This window comes from Deltaproteobacteria bacterium, assembly GCA_016931625.1.
Classification (GTDB): Bacteria; Myxococcota; XYA12-FULL-58-9; order XYA12-FULL-58-9; family JAFGEK01; genus JAFGEK01.
The window spans coordinates 1-18,177 of the sequence record JAFGEK010000163.1; the positions used below are offsets into that span (position 1 = coordinate 1).

The 18,177-nt window shown below is 39.7% G+C and carries 15 protein-coding genes and 1 tRNA gene; 9 read left to right on the top strand and 7 right to left on the bottom strand.

Going from position 1 to position 18,177, the window contains the following annotated elements; all coding sequences use genetic code 11:
• Positions 1–86: 86 nt before the first annotated feature.
• Entirely contained in the window at positions 87–368 is a 282-nt protein-coding gene (locus JW841_13880) for an FG-GAP repeat protein (protein MBN1962031.1), read from the top strand.
• 40 nt (positions 369–408) lie between these two features.
• On the opposite strand, the gene JW841_13885 is transcribed toward JW841_13880, so the two are convergent.
• The 3 genes from JW841_13885 to JW841_13895 all read right to left on the bottom strand — a co-directional run bounded on the left by JW841_13885 (position 409) and on the right by JW841_13895 (position 1,234).
• Positions 409–840: a PIN domain-containing protein gene (locus JW841_13885; GenBank protein MBN1962032.1), complete on the bottom strand. Its 432-nt coding sequence runs from the start codon at positions 838–840 to the stop codon at positions 409–411.
• Positions 830–1,069: a hypothetical protein gene (locus JW841_13890; protein MBN1962033.1), complete on the bottom strand. Its 240-nt coding sequence runs from the start codon at positions 1,067–1,069 to the stop codon at positions 830–832. The genes JW841_13885 and JW841_13890 overlap by 11 nt, the downstream gene beginning before the upstream one ends.
• A gap of 88 nt (positions 1,070–1,157) precedes the next feature.
• Positions 1,158–1,234, bottom strand: a tRNA-Arg gene (locus JW841_13895).
• Between the two features lie 199 nt (positions 1,235–1,433).
• Here JW841_13895 and JW841_13900 point away from each other — a divergent pair.
• Together JW841_13900 and JW841_13905 are read left to right on the top strand one after the other, a co-directional pair.
• Positions 1,434–2,021, top strand: a complete 588-nt coding sequence (locus JW841_13900; GenBank protein MBN1962034.1) for a hypothetical protein — start codon at positions 1,434–1,436, stop codon at positions 2,019–2,021.
• Entirely contained in the window at positions 2,018–3,835 is a 1,818-nt protein-coding gene (locus JW841_13905; protein MBN1962035.1) for a matrixin family metalloprotease, read from the top strand. The genes JW841_13900 and JW841_13905 overlap by 4 nt, the downstream gene beginning before the upstream one ends.
• On the opposite strand, the gene JW841_13910 is transcribed toward JW841_13905, so the two are convergent.
• Entirely contained in the window at positions 3,832–4,263 is a 432-nt protein-coding gene (locus tag JW841_13910) for a hypothetical protein (GenBank protein ID MBN1962036.1), read from the bottom strand. The two genes, JW841_13905 and JW841_13910, sit on opposite strands and share 4 nt — an antisense overlap.
• 394 nt (positions 4,264–4,657) lie before the next feature.
• Between JW841_13910 and JW841_13915 the strand changes: the two genes are divergently transcribed.
• Entirely contained in the window at positions 4,658–4,864 is a 207-nt protein-coding gene (locus tag JW841_13915) for a cold-shock protein (protein ID MBN1962037.1), read from the top strand.
• A 156-nt stretch (positions 4,865–5,020) separates the two neighbouring features.
• Positions 5,021–6,697, top strand: coding sequence for an energy-dependent translational throttle protein EttA (gene ettA, locus JW841_13920; protein MBN1962038.1), 1,677 nt, complete (start codon positions 5,021–5,023; stop codon positions 6,695–6,697).
• 38 nt (positions 6,698–6,735) lie between these two features.
• Here ettA and JW841_13925 read toward each other — a convergent pair whose 3' ends face one another.
• The 3 genes from JW841_13925 to JW841_13935 form a co-directional block, all read right to left on the bottom strand.
• A complete protein-coding gene (locus JW841_13925; GenBank protein MBN1962039.1) occupies positions 6,736–7,860 on the bottom strand; it encodes a hypothetical protein in 1,125 nt (374 codons plus the stop codon).
• 106 nt (positions 7,861–7,966) lie between these two features.
• Positions 7,967–8,806, bottom strand: coding sequence for a GTP cyclohydrolase II (locus JW841_13930; protein MBN1962040.1), 840 nt, complete (start codon positions 8,804–8,806; stop codon positions 7,967–7,969).
• 43 nt (positions 8,807–8,849) lie between these two features.
• Positions 8,850–10,595 carry a sulfatase-like hydrolase/transferase gene (locus tag JW841_13935; protein MBN1962041.1) on the bottom strand — a complete coding sequence of 582 codons (1,746 nt, stop codon included), beginning with the start codon at positions 10,593–10,595 and terminating at the stop codon, positions 8,850–8,852.
• A 407-nt stretch (positions 10,596–11,002) separates the two neighbouring features.
• Between JW841_13935 and recA the strand changes: the two genes are divergently transcribed.
• The 4 genes from recA (at position 11,003) to JW841_13955 (ending at position 18,170) form a co-directional block, all read left to right on the top strand.
• Positions 11,003–12,115, top strand: a complete 1,113-nt coding sequence (gene recA / locus JW841_13940; protein ID MBN1962042.1) for a recombinase RecA — start codon at positions 11,003–11,005, stop codon at positions 12,113–12,115.
• A gap of 371 nt (positions 12,116–12,486) precedes the next feature.
• Entirely contained in the window at positions 12,487–13,182 is a 696-nt protein-coding gene (locus tag JW841_13945) for a CPBP family intramembrane metalloprotease (protein ID MBN1962043.1), read from the top strand.
• 9 nt (positions 13,183–13,191) lie between these two features.
• The gene (locus JW841_13950; protein MBN1962044.1) at positions 13,192–14,025 is read left to right on the top strand and encodes a Crp/Fnr family transcriptional regulator; all 834 of its coding nucleotides are present in this window, start codon (positions 13,192–13,194) and stop codon (positions 14,023–14,025) included.
• Complete coding sequence (locus JW841_13955) at positions 14,022–18,170, top strand: zinc-ribbon domain-containing protein (protein MBN1962045.1); 4,149 nt, start codon at positions 14,022–14,024, stop codon at positions 18,168–18,170. Before JW841_13950 ends, JW841_13955 begins: the two co-directional genes overlap by 4 nt.
• The last annotated feature ends 7 nt before the right edge of the window (positions 18,171–18,177 follow it).

Below are 18,177 nucleotides of genomic sequence, written 5' to 3' on the forward strand. Positions count from 1 at the left end.
ATCGTAATGCGAGTGTTATTTTGTTTCACTACATTTTACGAATTTTGTAAATCGCCCCTTGAAAAATCAGGCAGTTACACGATTTTTTGCAAAACAAGTGTCAAAGATGGAATGAGTGTCCCTATTTAACCATCGGTACGCCCTTTGCTGATATGGGCCAGGTTGAGGATGGCGGGGTGGTCTATACTTTCATTCGCTCTGGAGCCTACTGGGTACAAGAGGCGCAGCTTTTTCCCTTGGATCTCCACAAAAGCTCCAAGTTTGGTAGATATGTGGATATCAGCGGTAACACTATTGTGATTGGATCTAGGATATCCCACTGGAAAGGGGCTGCATACATTTATGTGGGCCCCGACCTTGAGCAATAGAAAAAGGGGATAGGTGCTCGTGTTAAACCATTGGCAATCATTAACCTGTTGCAATAAATGGGTTACAAATTATTAAACCCTCAATATTTTGACCTGCTTGCAAATCTTCTGTGTATAAATAATGGCAATTTGTTGCAATTGCAGCAGCTATAATTGTGGCATCCCAAAGTGATAATGAATAGTTTTGCTTTAATGCTAATGCTCGATGCAGAAGAGGTAATATATCATCAACTACATGCATTATACATAAATCATTTATAATTTGAGTTGCTTCTTGTTCACTAATAACAACTTTTATTTTTCGTGTAACCGTAATAAAAAACTCTTTAAGAACTTGCACACTAATAACTGCATTATTTGTATTAACCAAAATACGTAACAAATCAGCTGCTACCAAATTACGCTGCTTATCTGATTGATCGAAGGCATAAACAATAATGTTAGTATCAATAAAACTTTTTTCAACATTCATGTAATTCATCTCGAGTCCATGCATGGACCCCTACATTCAGTGTAGGTTTTTGTAGACGAGTTAATAAACGCTGGCGTTTTGTCTCGGTATCATCTTCGTTACGTACTAGCATTTCTAAATTATCACGTATTAATTGTGTAAGGCTGGTTTGCCTTTTTAATGCGATGATTCTTGCTTTAGTCAGAAGTTCAGAATCAATAGCAAGAGTAATATTTTGTTTGCTATGCATGCTATACATAATATGTGAAAAACTTATTATGTGCAATGAAATATTTTATAGTCGAAGTAGAGTAAAGAAACGAAGTAGGTTGGGGTCATGGCGCGCGATGCGGGAGTCGAACCCACGGCCTACGGCTTCGGAGGCCGTCACTCTATCCATCTGAGCTAATCGCGCGCTTAAGTACCTTTATTAGCGCAGTGTAATTTATGAGGCAATACTATCGGTAACTATTCATTTTACCAGAGAAATTATAAAACTGCTTAATTTTTCAGTATTATTTCAGCCATAATTATTACTAATTGCGTAAATTTTAATGACCTGATGTTTGTCAAGTCTTGCGTAATTTCGCGCCACAAATAATACTGTTTTTATCATGCGTAAATTAATTATCATTTTAAGTCTAACCTTAGCACCGGTAATTGCCAGTGCTTCGGTTATTATTCCATTAGCAGAACCTAAGCTTGTTGCAGCAGCCGACACCGTTTTTTGGGGTACTGTTGTTGATATTACAGCGCAACAAGACGCCAATGGTTTTGTTACTTCGTTATTTAAAGTGCAAGTTTATCAGGGGCTTAAGGGCACTAAGCTCGGTGACGAGGTTATAATCGAAGTGCCAGGTGGCGACCTTAACACTGGTGTTAGCGTAGCGGTCACTGGCTCACCACGCCCAAATATTGGCGATATGGTTTTTTGTTTTGCTGAACGCCATGGTCAGACACTGCGTCCACTAGGTATGTCTTTTGGTATGTTGGCTATAAAACAAGAGGCTGGTACCAATAATTTACGTGTTTATCGCAATCTTAATGGTTTGCAGCTAACCGCAAAATCAGGCAAAGCGATAGACGCTACTAACTATATGATAAGCGGCGAAAAGTTCGATGATTTTATTGCTCGTATTGAAAAACAAATACAAGCTTTGCCCACGCAATCAGCAGCTAAAAATAGTGAGGTGCAAAAATGAAAATATTAACTGCCTTTTTGGCCACCTCTTTTTTTCTGTTTAATAATGTTTGGGCTCAAACAACCGATTTATTAGATTGTAATGCAAATGGTCCTACCTACAATCCTAGCGGCTATCGTTGGGCGATAGTGCCAAACACAGCTTCTTCGCCCAAACCTATTGAGTATCGTATCTGTAGTAAAGGTTCTGATGATATCAGTCCATTTTCTAGCGTAGAGAATTCCATAGTCGATGCTATAGATGAATGGAACGAGATTGAATGCGAAAATGGTATGAATCCCAATATTAGCTTTGCCCAAGGTGATGATTATCCCACTGCTGATAATGGTGGCGATGATAATAATATTATATATTGGATAGAAAATAACTGGGTGGGTGATTCGCAAGCTGTTGCGATTACCGCAAGCAAATATTACACCGATACTGGTTACGAATTTACCTCAGATATGGCTTTTAACGGGGTTAATTTTTCTTTTCGGGCTGGTGGTGCCACAAAAAGCTGTAGCGCTACAGGCTCTAATGCGGACTCTTGCTTTGATATATTTGATGTAGCATTGCATGAAATGGGGCATTTCTTGGGCCTTAATCATGTAGCATGCCCTGATTCGGTTATGTATCCGCAAGGTGATCCTACTTCTATTAATAGCGAAATATCAGAACATGAGATAGCTGGTATTTGCGCCCTATACCCGCCACGTATGGTTGAAACTGCAAGTAAGCGTGATTTTGGTGAAGCTTGCACCATTAACACCTCTACTTCAACTAGCAACTGCGCTGACGGCAGTATTTGTGTTACTTCTGCATTAGGTCCTGGATGGTGCAGTAATAAGTGCGGCAGTAATGACGATTGTCCCAGAGGATTTTATTGCGCCCAACTTGAATACAACGGCAAAGCTGTTGGTCTATTTTGCAAACCTGGCGTGCGAATTAACGAACCAACTATGCCGATTGGCGAAGATTTATTAACTACTTGTCAGGATATAGATGAATGCTCTACAGAAATTTGTGCTTGGGAGCATGATTACGCCAACGTTGGTTTCTGCACTTGGCCGTGCAGTAAAGATGCAGGTTACGACCGCAATTATCTGTGTCCCATAGGTATGGATTGTATTGCCGGTTATGATTCAGATACCAATACTCGGATTGATTTCTGCTGGCCGCGCACGGGTTTTGATCCTGCCAGTGCTTTTGTTACCAAGGGTTTAAACTCTGATTGTTATGATGCTTCAGCAGGGGCAGGGGCGAAATGCGGTTTATCTAACGGTAGAGAACTTACTTGCTTTCAGTTTGGCAGTGGCAGTCAAGGGATAATTGGATCATGTGTTGAGTTTTGTAATGACACTGCATATCCATGTATAGCAGGATATACTTGCTGTTATGGGTTAGATAGCGCTGGCCAATGCGTAACCGAGCCACCGTCTGGGTCGCATAATAGTGGTTGTTTTAAATTGGGCAATGAAGGTGATCCCGCAATATTGCCAAACGAAAGCCTATGTTTGCCAGGTCATATCCCTATTGCTTTTGGTGGTGATTATAAAAACGCAAAATGTTACCGCACTTGCGAAGCACAACAATGCGCCAATGGGCAGACCTGCTTACAGTTTAGCGCTGTTCCTGATCACAACATTTGCTGCAACAACGGCACTGGGTATGCAAACCAACCAGTATGTCAACCCGGTCCTCCCACCAATGACCGCTCCTCAGGTTCGGGTGGTTGCAGTACAATGAGTGCTATTGGCTTATCAGCGGGGATTTTTGGGTTATTAATTGCTGTGGGGTTAACTCGTCTAAGCCGCAAACGCAAATTGTCTTAAACATGCCTTTTAATTAACGCTGCAATATCTGGCACTGCTTCTTCAACGTGTTTCTGAGCATTTGACCGCATGCGAGTATAGCCTTGGTGCAGGATGCGATTTTTAATGCTTTGCGCATGATTATCTGCAATCTCAATTAAACTTTCAGCAATAGCTTCACGATGATTAGTAAAATATTCGACAATATCAGCGTGATTTTTTGTTGCAGAAGCATAAAAAGGATCGAGATGATCAACAAATTCTTCAAGCATATGATCCACTGAATGATACACAGAATTAGGCTTAGTTGATTTAATCAGTTTATATACACTTTTAGTGGCAATTCCGCTTAATCCTTTTTGTGATGCGATAATTTTTTCGATTAGAGTTACACAGTCCATAATTACCACATTTCGTTTCTCGTTTGTGCATAATTTGTCTTTTAACATGAAAAACAGCAACAGCATTTTATTGCTTATTCTGCAAGAGAATAATACAATTGTTGCATGAATTCCAAGATTTAGATGTCTTTAGCATAGAAACATATACGATTACCAATTAGTAAAAAAATAGAATTTACTATAGGTTAGACAAATGACAGTGTTGTCAATTTAGAGACATATTTTTTAAACAGAGCATTTTCAGGGTTGCAAAGACTATTAATAATCCGTTACATATATAACATTAGACGTAGCCAATGGTAAGTGGTCGTCGGAGTTGTCCTGACATGATGCCTGTAGCATTCCCGTTTCACATTGTTGGTTCGATGGCTCTTCATTGGCGAGAACTGTGGTCGGTTGTTCCGATCCAAGAAAGGCTGCAAGCAGCAGCGAGGTAAGTAGCATGGCTAAAGGCAAAGTGAAGTGGTTTAACGACAGTAAAGGTTTTGGGTTCATTACTCCAGCAGAGGGTGGCGAAGACGTTTTCGTACATTTTTCTGCGATTTCACTCGACGGCTTCAAGTCGCTCGCTGAGGGGCAAGCAGTAGAGTACGATGTTATTCGCGGACCTAAAGGTTTACAAGCGCAAGCAGTGCGCCCAGTCAACTAACTTATATACGTTGGCTATTAAAAAGCGGGAGGCATCTTTATGCAATGATGCCTCCCGCTTTTTTTTATTGAGTAACAGATAAATTAATATATATACCGCCATAAAATATTTAGTGCTGGGGGAATAGTTAGTAATTAATTTACAAGTGAGTGATAAATGGCGCGTGAATTTATTTTCACCATGATGGATCTTCGCAAATCTGCTGGCGGTAAAGAAATTTTGCGAGGTATTAATCTTTCTTTTTATCCAGACGCTAAAATTGGTGTTATTGGCCCAAATGGTGCCGGTAAATCAACACTTTTGCGCATTATGGCTGGGCTGGAACAAGAATTTATTGGTCACGCTAAGAAAGACGCTGGTGCAACAGTTGGTATACTGCAGCAAGAGCCTCAGCTTGACCCCAATCTTGATGTTCGTGGCAATGTTGAACTTGGACTAAAGTCTATCAAAGACTTACTTGACCGTTTTAATGAAATTTCAGCTAAATTCGCCGAACCAATGAGTGATGATGAAATGCAGAAACTCATGGACGAGCAAGGCGAACTTCAAGATAAAATCGACCACGCCAATGGCTGGGAAATCGATCGTATGATTGATACAGCCATGGATGCCTTGCGTTGCCCACCTGGTGATGCTGACGTATCCAAAATTTCAGGTGGTGAACGACGTCGGGTTGCCTTATGTAGAATTTTGCTTGCCAAACCAGATTTGTTGTTACTTGATGAACCAACAAATCATCTTGATGCTGAAAGTATTGCCTGGCTTGAGCAACATCTTAAGCAATATGAAGGTACAATTGTTTGTATTACACACGATCGTTATTTTCTCGATAATGTTGCGCAATGGATCCTTGAACTTGATCGCGGCTATGGGGTGCCCTGGAAAGGCAATTACTCGTCTTGGCTTGAGCAAAAACAAAAACGTCTCGCCGACGAAGAAAAACAAGAAACCGCACGGCAAAAGTTTTTGCAACGTGAGTTAGCCTGGGTGCGTATGTCACAAAAGGCGCGTCAGCAAAAAAGCAAAGCTCGTCTTTCACGTTATGAAGAAATGGTACGTGAGCAACGAGATCGACGCGAGTTAGCTGGTGAAATTTATATTCCTCCGGGGCCGGACCTTGGCGGTTTAGTAATTGAGGCCGTTAAACTACGTAAAGCTTACGGTGAGCAATTGTTGTTTGATGATTTAAGTTTTAAACTACCTCGCGGAGGCATTGTTGGGGTTATTGGTCCAAATGGTGCCGGAAAAACTACTTTATTTAAACTGCTAACCGGCAAAGAAAAACCTGATGCAGGTGAGCTTCGTTTTGGCGACTCAACTAAATTGGCTTATGTTGATCAGTCACGCGATGCTTTAAACGGAGATAATACTGTATTTGAAGAAGTATCAGGTGGTGTTGATTTTATTGATCTTGGCAAACGTCGTATCAATGCACGCGCATATCTTGCTAATTTTGCATTTAAAGGTAGCGATCAACAAAAACGAGTTCGTGATTTATCGGGAGGTGAGCGCAATCGCGTGCACTTAGCCAAAATGCTAAAAGAAGGCGGCAATCTTATCTTATTTGACGAGCCCACCAATGATCTTGATGTAGAAACTTTACGTTCACTTGAAGAGGGCCTTACCGATTTTCCGGGCTGTGCGGTAATTGTCTCCCATGACCGTTGGTTTTTAGACCGCATCGCTACGCATATTTTAGCTTTTGAAGGCAATAGTAGCGTTTTCTTTTTTGAGGGCAACTTTGAAGCTTATGAAGAAGATAAAAAGAAACGCTTAGGGACTGAATCAGTACAACCAAAACGTATTAGATATAAACCCTTATTGAGAAATTAATTGGAAGCCAGCGTTACCTGATTCTATCTGGTGACATTTTAATCTGTTTCTGGATCTTTAAAATAATCTATTCTATGACGCGCAATTTTATTGGGTAATAAATTGGTAATAATCCATTTGCCGCGTTCAAGTTGTTTGCGTGATTTGGTTGCAAGTTTCATGCGGCCTTTATTAAAACTAATAGTGCCCAGGGATACTGGTTTATCGCTTTGTTTTTTACGTGATTTGCTACTTAAATGCTCAAACCAAACTAAGTTATTATCGTTGGCGGTAATGTCAGGATGGGTTGTTAGTTTATTTCGTATTGCAACAGGATCAGTTACATCGAAAATAGCTTCGCAGATAATAAAATCATCATCATCTTTCATTAAATTTATTGGTGGCTGCCAATTTAAAATAGCTTTACGTCTAGCTAATTGACCTGCAACAATAGCTTGGCGTTGCCAGGTTTTTTCAGAAGCGTCTGGGAATAACTGCTTAAGGTGCCGCATTTCTTTGTTGAACGTATTTTGTACTCGCCAGCGAAAGTTCATAGGTACATCACAGCAACAAGCAGCAATAAATTCATGACGATTTTTATAAGCAACTAACCACGCCAGCAGAATACTAAATTTTTTAATTTGGTTAGTTTGATTAGTAATGTATTTATGAAGAATAAAATTTCTTTTACCAACAATACAATCATAAACCCATATACCAACCCCAGGTTCTACTGCTTCGACTTCAAATAATGACGGCCAAGCCGTTTGCTGCATGGCAATTAAGGCGTTTTTTTCAGGAGCAGATAGCTCGTTGTTGTGTTCTCTTAAATAGATATCAACAGCACGATCACCTTTATTGTCAGTGTAACCAAATGCCAAATAAGCATGAACTAATTGATATTCAGCGATATCTGTTTCATCATGGTGCCATTGCAACTTTTCAAATACTTCATCAATATTAAGATCACGGCATTGAACAAAATTTAACAGTTTATGAAATGCGGTTATTCCGATTTCATATTGTTTATGATTGATTAAAAAACTACAGTCTTGGGGGCAGAGAATTTCGCGACGTTGCTGGCTAACACAGCATTGCCCACAAATTGGATTTTTAAGTGCAGGACAGTAGCGTCTAACATTATCATTACTATCGCATCTAGAACATATCTCGGTATTTGTCATAATAGTCGTACTAAATAGCACAACCAATCATCACTCTGTAAAGCAAAGCATAGATAAAAGATGAATTATATAATACTAGGTAGTAATAGCCTCATTAGTAAGTAAATTATTTATTGGTGTTTTTAAGCGCTTCAATGGGGATTATATGTCCGTGCTCGCGTTTAGAAGTTAAATAACGAATGTTATTATCGTTTACACCCACAACTAAAGGTTTTTGTTCGATTATTTCAAAACCTGCTTGTTTCAGCGCTTGGCATTTAAGCGGGTTATTACCTAAAAGACGTATCTTTTTATTACCACCACGCAAAAAGCTTAAAATGCGAGCTGCATCGCCAAAGTCACGAGAATCAGCAGGTAACCCTAAGTGTTCGTTAGCTTGATAAGTATCATGACCAGCATCTTGCAATAAGTAAGTAATGGCTTTTGCCCAAAGACCAATACCGCGACCTTCATGACCAGCCATATAAATGACGGCCCCAACACCTTCTTGGGCAATGGTTGCTAGTGCTTTATGTAATTGTGGGCCACAATCACAACGAAGCGAACCAAAAACGTCGCCGGTAAGGCAGTTGGAGTGAATACGTACTATGGGGTTTTCTGCCTCAGAAAAGTTGCCATAAACTAAGGCTGAATTTACCGCCATTTGTTCACTTAAAAGCGAGAAGATATCGCGAGGCCCATGTTGGCGCACGGTTTTTACAACTTGCTCAATACGATCAAGGTCTGAGCGTTTAACCCAAGCATACCAATCAAAAGGGTCGCTTTGATTAGCGATAGGTAATGCCTCAGTGGTGGCATATGCAACTGGTAATGGTATAGGCCCAACGACTTTGATAAAGGCATCTTCGTGCGCTGATGGTACTAACTCACCGTTTTCATCAAGGGCGAAAAGCTTGCCTGAAACAATAAGGTCTTGTTTAACTGTAGGATCAATATATGCAAACATGTTATCAGTTAATCTCTTGGTTTAAATAATAGTTATGACGATTTTATTCTACATAACCTAATCCACGTAGACTTTCTATATCGCTTTTAACAGTACTTGGTAGAGGGTCACGACTATCAACTTGTTTTTTATTAGAAGTAGCCATGTGTACATCTAAAGTATCAACCTCGGACATATTATCGGGACCCAAATCATGAAGCTCATATGGATCTGTAGTCAGATCGTATAACTCACGTGTTCTGCCTTGTTCACCTTTGCGAAAGGTAATTATGAGCACGCGGTTATTTTCACGCCACCGGTAAATGCGGCGACGATATTGAGTTTGTGAAGCAAAAAGTGGTCGTGTCATCGCGATTATTTTTTTGGGTGTGCGTGAAGGTAAATATGGCAATAAAGAAACTCCATCCATGCTAAAACCATTAGAACCTAGGTCTTTTGGTACACCTGCCAAGTCAAGCAGAGTAGGGGCAAGATCGACTAAACTTACAGGTGCATTAATACGAAGTAGCTTTGGTGCGAAGTCTGTTGTGTCTTTGCTTTTAATTAGCAGTGGCACATGTACCAATTCACGATTTAAATTCATACCATGCAGTAGACCACCATGATCTAAAAATTCTTCACCATGATCTGCAGTAATAATAATTATCGCATCATCACCAAAACGTTGTTCAAAAGCTGAAATTAGCCGCCAAAGTGGTTCATCTAATGACTGAACTTCACCATTATAACGATGGTGCATAAATTTCAGTTGAGCCACAGATGGTTTTTCTTGTGGATTGGCGCGAATTTTTTCGGCCATAATTGAAGCATCTGCTGGCTCGCTATTATCTGGATCAGGACTGAATTCAGTATTTTTATAATAGGGGTCATGCGGGTCCATATAATGCATAAATAAAAATAGTGGCCGGTCATTTGGTGCTCTAATAACTTCAATAGCTTTATCAGTGAGTCGTGGTGCACCAAATTCAAATACTCTTAATCTATTGCGTAATTTTTGACTGATTACTTTAGGCAACAAACGAAAACTTGGCAAACTGAAGGCAAAACGAAAAGCAGATTTTTGAAAGTAATTTGCAAACCCAGCGGTATAGCCATTTCGTCGTTCAAGTAAAGCATTATCAACAAATGCCACCGTGTTGTAGCCAGCAGCGCGAAAGCGCTCAGCTAAAGTAGGGGTCCAATCAGCTAAGTAGCCGCGACTTGCGTAGTGCCTCTCAGGAAGTATACCAGTAAGAATGGTAGCTACTGATGGTATGGTCCAGCTAGCTGTTGATTCAGCATCAGTAAAAATTGCGGCATTTTGACTCCAAGAAGCTATTTTGGGATTAAATGGAAAAGTAAAATTATCACCATAAAAAGTATCTGCCCTTAAGGCATCAACTGCTACCAATAATACATTACGCGCATTGGGATAGGGAGCTACGCTAGGTGAGTCTAATTTTAATGGACGGCGACCGATTCTTGCCCAAAAACCACCAATAGCAATAACTAAAAAACAAAGCGAAAGCGCAACGATTGCGAGCTTCGGTGAAATTTTCGGTAATGTGGTTTGTTTTAGAAGTTTAAAGATCAACCAGATAAAGGTGCTAATTACTGCACCGATAGTGCAGGCAAATATACCTGCAATCAAAATCAGCAAAATACCGGAAGCGGTCAAATCGGCTAAAGAGCCAACTGCGAGTGAAGTACCAATTAGGTCAGCAATGAAATATAAGGCACCTAAACCAAAACCTAAACCAGCGGCGTTAATTAATCGTAAAGATTGCTTATGTGAATTAGATTTTAACATGTAACGTTTCCATTACGCCATTTAAAGCAATGGTCAAGATACAACTTTTGCCAAGAACTATTATCAAGCAACATACAATAAGTTCTTTTTAAATGTGATCTGCAAAAAAGGTTAAGCGGCAAATTGTTAAAATTAGTGTCGCAATTTGCGACACCTTGAGAAAAATTCAACTTAAGAAATATTTCTAATAATTTGCGAACCTTTTGAATTGTAAAAACAAATCGTCACTGAGAGTCAGATTTATAATTATGGCATCAGATTTGCTTTAGTTTCTGTAAACAAGTGCACAGCAAAAAATCGCAAGATGTCTAAAGCTGTGCGTATTAGGGACACCCCCTAATAAGTGTTCAATAGTTAAAGTTACTATTGAGCCAAATAACGTACTTTGTGGAGGGATACAAAAAGCTATGAGTAAATCATCTGAATGTTTAAGACTTATCAAAGAAGCTATCGCGCACATTGAGAAGCAGTTTGGCAAAGGTTCAATTATGCGTCTCGGTGAAAGTACAGTGATAGAAGAAACTCCGGTATTGTCATCAGGCTCTATCGGGGTTGATATTGCTTTAGGTGTGGGGGGTTTGCCTCGCGGTCGCATTATTGAAATATTTGGTCCAGAATCTAGCGGCAAAACAACGCTGGCACTGCATGCAATTGCCCAAGTTCATAAACAAGGGGGAATGGCTGCTTTTGTTGATGCTGAACATGCCTTAGATATACGTTATGCAAAGGCGCTAGGCGTTATTCCAGAAAATCTGCTGGTGTCGCAGCCTGATAGTGGTGAACAAGCTTTAGAGATTTGCGAATCGTTAGTACGTACTGGGGCATTAGAGTTATTGGTACTTGATTCTGTCGCAGCTTTAGTGCCTCGTGCCGAAATGGAAGGCGATATGGGCGATTCGCATATGGGATTGCAAGCACGATTAATGAGTCAAGCTATGCGTAAACTCACAGGTGTCGCTCATCGCACTGGGACTATTTTGATTTTTATAAATCAATTACGACAAAAGATTGGGGTTACTTTTGGCAATCCAGAAGTTACTACTGGTGGTAACGCGCTTAAGTTTTATTCTTCAGTAAGGCTTGATATACGTCGTATCGGTCCGATTAAAGATGGTGACACCGTAATTGGCAATCGAACGCGCATCAAAGTAGTAAAGAACAAAGTAGCTCCACCATTTCGCGAAGTTGAACTTGATGTTCTTTATGGAAAAGGCATTTGGCGAACGGGTGATCTAATCGATTGTGCTTTGGAACTCGGGGTTCTTGAACGCTCAGGTTCATGGATTTCATGGCAAGGAAAACAACTTGGGCAAGGTCGTGAACGTACAGCAAATACAATTGATCAAGATAGTGAATTAGAAAAAATCTTGCATGAAGCTGTATTGGCTAAAGGTTTCGGCAAAATTATACCAACTAAGAGAAATAAAAACGAAGCAACAGAAAATGAGAGCAGTAACTCAAAGCTAAGCCAGGTGGCTACTGAAACCAAAGCTGTTGAACAATCAACACAAGCAGCATGAGTTACTTTTAGTTAATGCTATAAGGTCGCTTTAATGGCTATACGCTTGCGCTATCTATTAGTTCTACAGTTTAAAAACAAGAATTAGAGATTATTGACTGTATTTTGACTAAAATTATTGCAAGTTTAGATAGACAAAGTATCCAAACCATTTGTTGAAAAAGCGACCTAGTAGCATAAGCTAAAATGCAGTAATAAAACTATTTGAAATGATATTTTGTATGTCTGTAGTTTTTGACCACGGTATATCAAGCTGTTACTGTACTCATTGATTGTATTTACATTTATTAAAAGGGTGCTGCTATCGTTAACGTACCCCAAATCAATGAAACTAGAGAACGCCAGGTAGCTATTGGACTGGTTTTAATTGTTTTGGTTTCTTTAACTATAGCTAAACCATTAGGAAATATAGCGATCTGGGGTACGGTCGCATATACAATCGTTGCTGCAATGCAGCTTTATTTGCCGTTATGGCGAGCTGATCGACTTAGCGTTCCGCTTTCTTTTTTTGGTTTATCATTAGCTCGCTGGCGTAGCGACATATTATTAGCGTTACTTTTATGTGCAATTACTTTCCCTCCATATGCCTTATTGTATCATTGGTTTATGACCGGTGCTTATAGCACGGCACTAGAAGTGGGGTTGCCTGGCATTTCTAAAATGTTGCCACACAGTGTATTTGCTCCACATTTTCCACAAGAATTGACTGCTTGGTTTGCTGCAACCTTATGGTTTTTACAAGTATTGGCAACCCACACTCTTGGTGTGGCGTTGCCAGAAGAAACATTTTATCGTGGATATTTTGAACCAAGATTAGCTAGTTTTTGGCCTGCCAAAAGACGCTTTTGGGGGGTTGCGTTAGGTCGAGCCACAGTAGTTACAGCATCTTTGTTTGCTTTGGGGCATTTTTTAGGTGAATGGAATTTTTGGCGCTTGGGGCCATTTTTTCCAGCATTTTTGTTTTCGTGGTTACGTGGTCGTAGTGGTACGATTGTTTCTGCTGTAGCGTTTCATGCAGCATGTAATACTTTTGGTGAAGTATTGTTTACTCTCTATCGAGTTAATTGAGACAACATCATGGTTTTTGGCAATATGTCAGCATTCATTAAAGAATACCCTCCTGGTACTGTCGTTTTCGAAGAACACGACCCAGGTAGTCGAATGTTTGTAATTCACAGCGGCAAAGTAAAAATTTTTCGTTGCATTTCAGGTGCTGAAGTAGTGCTAGCTTTTTTGGGTGCTGGCGACTTTTTTGGTGAAATGGCAATACTTGAGAACCTGCCACGTTCAGCATCAGCAGAAGTAGTAGAAAGATCAAAATTGATTGAGGTCGATACTGATACTTTTGAAGAAATGATTCGCAATAACACCGAGATTGCGATGCGTATGATGCGTCAATTGGCTCGCCGCTTAAGAGAATCGGATCGACGTTTAGAACAATTGCATATAGATAGTGCAGTAGGAAGAGCTATTGAAGTTTTACGTTGGCTTGAACCACAAGGAGTTATTGATGATGAGTGGAGCAGGCTAATAGGAGCTTATGAGCATATCGATATAGCAGCTCAGGCCGGAATTTCTGCACGACAAGCTAGCACTGTTCTGCAGCAACTTGAACTAGCTGGATGTATGCGTATTGAAGGCAATGATATTCTAATTGCTCAACGTAAACATCTTGATGAGTATGCGATGTATTTAGATATGCGTCGCAAATACGACCAGCAAGTAAGTTTGCCTGCTGAAGTTATTCAACTTAAGCATGAAGATCATATACGAGCCATACGCGCTTTACTTTCGACGTTAAAAATGCCAACCGAAATGTTAAATGCGCGGCAGCAAGCATTGGCCAGCAATTATCAAAGATATTTTGAACTAAAACAACGTTTTAAAAACATTGATGACCGTGACGCATGATTACTATATGTCAAAATTGCAAGGCTGAATATGACTTAGATGAGCAAAAAGTGCCAACTGCCGGCGGTTTTTTTAAATGTCGTTCATGTGGTGAACGGATATCATTGTCTACTCATGAATCAATACCTGTTCCGTTGCCACCTTCATTAGAAACAACGGCTCCGTTTTCAAATATGGAAGAATCGCCGGATGAATCAACATCAACATCAGAATCAGCTTTTGAAGTTGAAATGCCCTCGCAGCTTGAAACGCCACTGCCGACACCGTTTGACGCTCCATTACCCACACCTATTGCCACTCCTGCACCTGCGCCAATAGAACCTGAGCAGCCCACGTCTCAAGAATTATTTCCGATCCCACCCGCTGGTGATCTTTTTTCTACATCTCTATTAGAATCACCTCCCAACTCTGCAGTCATTGACCCAATAACTCCACCATTTGTTGCATCACCTGAGAGTCTTTTAGATGCAGAGACAGAGGCAGATTCATCTAACGAATCTCAATTAGATGATGCATTTCCAATAACTGATGAATCTAAAGATTATAACAATGATTCAAACCCTGAATTTGATGATTTTACCGCTCCAGATATAAAAGTTGAATTGCCATCGCCACCATCCGAATCATCAGAGTTTTCAACAGTAGAGATATCACCAGAACAGGCAACCCCAGAAGAAAATTCTTCACCATATACGGCTGCGGCTGAGTTTGTTGCTTCTGATTTCACTAATGATGTTTCACCAACAATGACTACAGAGCAGCAAGGTTCGGTTGCTTCGCCGCAGTCTCCTTATCAAATGGAGCATAACGAATATGAATTTATGAATGATTTACCTACGCCAGCAATAGATTCAACCAATTATGAATCACAAAATCAAGACAATCAACCGCCACCTATAACTAGTACACAACAATCTAATATTGCTGAGCCAATAACCTCACGTACATATTCGGCAGAAGATTTTGAAGATTTACCAGCACCAATACCAACTGAAAGTGAAAGCGTTACACGATTAGACGATTTATATTTATCTACAGTAGATAAACAAAATACATTTAATAGCTATTCTCAAGATTTGCCGACGCCACTTATTGAAGCAAAGTCAGCAAGTGAAAATATAGATGAAATACAAGAGATTGATAGTGATGATTTATTAGAGATTGATGAAGTTACCGAAGTAACCGCCGAAGAAGCAATAACAACGGCTACAACTTCGACAACTCCTAATATAGATTCTGCTCCAGACCAGATTGTTCAAGACCAAATAGCACCCGCTAATAATCAAGATTTAGAACATGCTGAAGTTAACTTTGATATTTACGCTTCAGAAGATTCGACAACCGAACAATCACAAGCTTTAAATTTTAATGAGGTTAATGGTTTTGGTGGTTTTGAAGACATAAAGGCAGATCTATCTATAGAATCGCTACGGTCATCTCCGACTGCGCCAGCATTGATGGATCAGATTACTGATGAAGTAAAACCAGTCAGCAATAAATCTGGACAAAAGAATGTTTCCTCTGATAATCGTGCAGTATTTGAAAATGATGATATTTCTCTGCCTCCTGCGGCATCCTCAAATAGCAATTTAGCTCGTATTATTTTATTTAGTTTATTAGGTCTCGTTTTACTTAGTTCTATAGGTAGTTCGATATTCGTAATAATGTATTATGGCTCAATCGATGCTGGCATTAATCGAGTTATTGAATTTTTTAAATATTCTGATTCTAAGCCGGTTGCTACTTCTGACACATTAGAAAAGCCAATTGCAAAGAGTGAAGATTCTGCTGTTAAAGCTACAAAAGATACTGCGCCAGATGATGTTGAGCCTACAACTATTGTTACTGCTAGCTCACCACCAACGCCAAGTGAAACAAAGCCACCGAGTCAGACGGTAAGTACATCACATCCATCTCCAATTCTTACTTCTGAAAATGTAAATACGTTGTCATATCGTAACCTTGCTTTAGCAACTAAAATATTAGCTGAAGAATTAGTTAAAAAGAATGACCGCACTCGTGAAGGATTGTTATGGTGGGCATGGTATCGTCTTGCAAATTTTGGTGATAGTGCTGCTTTAAATGCATTACAAAAACGAGCACCCAAACCTAATGATGCAGCTGTTCGGGGTGAATTAGCTGTGGGTGCTGTGGGTGGTTTGCTGCTTCTTTCTGGCAAAATTAAACCTGCGCGTAAATTAGTAGAGAAACTGTTACGGCGACAATATCGTAATAGTGTTGTTTTAGGGTTAGTGGCAGCGCGCACTTATCTAAAGCCGCGCGAAGCCAATAAAGCACAAAAATATCTTAGTGCAATTATCAAAAAGTCGCCTGGTTTTATTGATGCAAGTTTAATGTTTGCTAAAATCAAGCTGCAAAAACCAAAAACAGCTCAAGCAGCAATCGAAATGTTAAGTGCAATAGCCTTAAACGCTGACCCAGCAATTTCGTTAGAAGTTGCAATTACCTTAATTTATGCTGGGTATTATGAAGCAGCAGATAAAATTGCCATTACATGGAATATAAAAGATGTTGCAAATATCCCAGCCTCAAAAAGAAATCTGTTTTTGCGGCTTTTATCTCATCGATTTATTCGTGAGGTAGACTTTACGAATGCTCGTTCTGTAATCCACGAGCAATTGAAAGATAATCCTAATGATGCTACAGCAATTATAGAACTGCAATGGAGTAACATTGATGCCAATTATGATTTAGCTCAGAAAGAATTATTAAAAGCTAGCAAACAATTGAGTAATCCAGAGGATATTGCAAGAGTAGCGGTTGCTCGAGCTCGTATTTTTTTACTTAATAATAACATTAATAAAGCTGCAGCGGCGCTTGCAGAATCTGCCAACAATCCAGCAGCTACCGCTTGGATTAAATATGGACAAGGTTTGGTAGCGATACAACAAAAACAAAAAAAACAAGCCATTGCGGCGTTTAAAATGGCTACTAAAGGTCGACCTGGTTTTATTGAACCGCAGGTAGAACTAGCTAAATTAACTCTTAGCGGCAAACGATTAGACGCTAAGTTAAAAGTATTAAATAAAGCCGGAAACACTGGGGCCGCAAGTTACGCTTTAGCACAGTTACAAATACAGAAGGGTAGTGCTGCAACTGCTGCCAAACTTTTTGATAAGGCACTTTGGCTTGAACCCACTGTTACTAGTTACTCTAAATTAATTTCTTTATGGATAGAATCTTTAGAAAGCGCGGGACAAAAAACACGAGCACAAGATGTTTTGCAAAAGATAATTCAAAAGCAATCAAAAGATGAATCTGCACTTCTATTGATATTGAACATAGCCAAGCGGGCAAATAATGTTGAACAAATAGTTGAAATTCGTAAGGCATTACTAGATTTAGCACCAGATGATATTGATCGAACGATTGATTTAGCTCGCGCATTTATGTCGGCCAAGAACACGCAAAAGGCGGAGAGTATTCTAACTATATTACAACAAAAAGAAGGCAACCAGAAAAATCCTGCAATTATTCTTGAGTTAGGTCGATTGCGTATTGATTCAGACCCAGTTAAAGCAAGAATATTGATGCAAGAATCAATAGATTTAAAACCAAGTTTTGCAGCATATGTGGCATTAGCAGATCTTGAAGCTAAGCTAGGTCGTGCTGATGAAGCTTATGAGGCTTATCATAAAGCTCTCGCTTTAAATCCTGATAGCATTGAGATCCACTATAGCTTGATTCGTATGATGATGCAGAAGCGGGCTTTTAAAGATGCAATTGTAGAATTAAAGCGTTTGCTTAAAGCTGATCCTAAAAATGTAAAGGCACATGAAATGTTGGCTGATACAATGCTTGAGCTTAATGATGCCAAAGCTGCAGTTTCAGAATATACCAATGCAATTAATGCAGGAGGTGACAACCCTGACGTATTAATGAAATTAGCCCGTACGCAGTTACAACAGTTAGGTATGATTGCCCCAGCGGTAAAAACTTTACGTCGAATTATTCAACTAGATGCAAAATATGCCATTGCTTATTACTATTTAGGATTAGCGTTAAAAGATTTAGGCAAAGTTCGTGAAGCTCGTGTAGCGTTAAAAAGCTATTTGTCCTTGGCAGAGCATGGCGAATTTGCAAAAGACGCACAACGTCTACTTGATGACTTAGAAAGGATGTAATTACCGC

Bases quoted from the DNA above. Each gene is read 5' to 3' on its own strand.
- JW841_13885 (MBN1962032.1), bottom strand. From the start codon at position 840: ATGAATGTTGAAAAAAGTTTTATTGATACTAACATTATTGTTTATGCC.
- JW841_13890 (MBN1962033.1), bottom strand. From the start codon at position 1,069: ATGCATAGCAAACAAAATATTACTCTTGCTATTGATTCTGAACTTCTG.
- JW841_13900 (MBN1962034.1), top strand. From the start codon at position 1,434: ATGCGTAAATTAATTATCATTTTAAGTCTAACCTTAGCACCGGTAATT.
- JW841_13905 (MBN1962035.1), top strand. From the start codon at position 2,018: ATGAAAATATTAACTGCCTTTTTGGCCACCTCTTTTTTTCTGTTTAAT.
- JW841_13910 (MBN1962036.1), bottom strand. From the start codon at position 4,263: ATGTTAAAAGACAAATTATGCACAAACGAGAAACGAAATGTGGTAATT.
- JW841_13915 (MBN1962037.1), top strand. From the start codon at position 4,658: ATGGCTAAAGGCAAAGTGAAGTGGTTTAACGACAGTAAAGGTTTTGGG.
- ettA (MBN1962038.1), top strand. From the start codon at position 5,021: ATGGCGCGTGAATTTATTTTCACCATGATGGATCTTCGCAAATCTGCT.
- JW841_13925 (MBN1962039.1), bottom strand. From the start codon at position 7,860: ATGACAAATACCGAGATATGTTCTAGATGCGATAGTAATGATAATGTT.
- JW841_13930 (MBN1962040.1), bottom strand. From the start codon at position 8,806: ATGTTTGCATATATTGATCCTACAGTTAAACAAGACCTTATTGTTTCA.
- JW841_13935 (MBN1962041.1), bottom strand. From the start codon at position 10,595: ATGTTAAAATCTAATTCACATAAGCAATCTTTACGATTAATTAACGCC.
- recA (MBN1962042.1), top strand. From the start codon at position 11,003: ATGAGTAAATCATCTGAATGTTTAAGACTTATCAAAGAAGCTATCGCG.
- JW841_13950 (MBN1962044.1), top strand. From the start codon at position 13,192: ATGGTTTTTGGCAATATGTCAGCATTCATTAAAGAATACCCTCCTGGT.
- JW841_13955 (MBN1962045.1), top strand. From the start codon at position 14,022: ATGATTACTATATGTCAAAATTGCAAGGCTGAATATGACTTAGATGAG.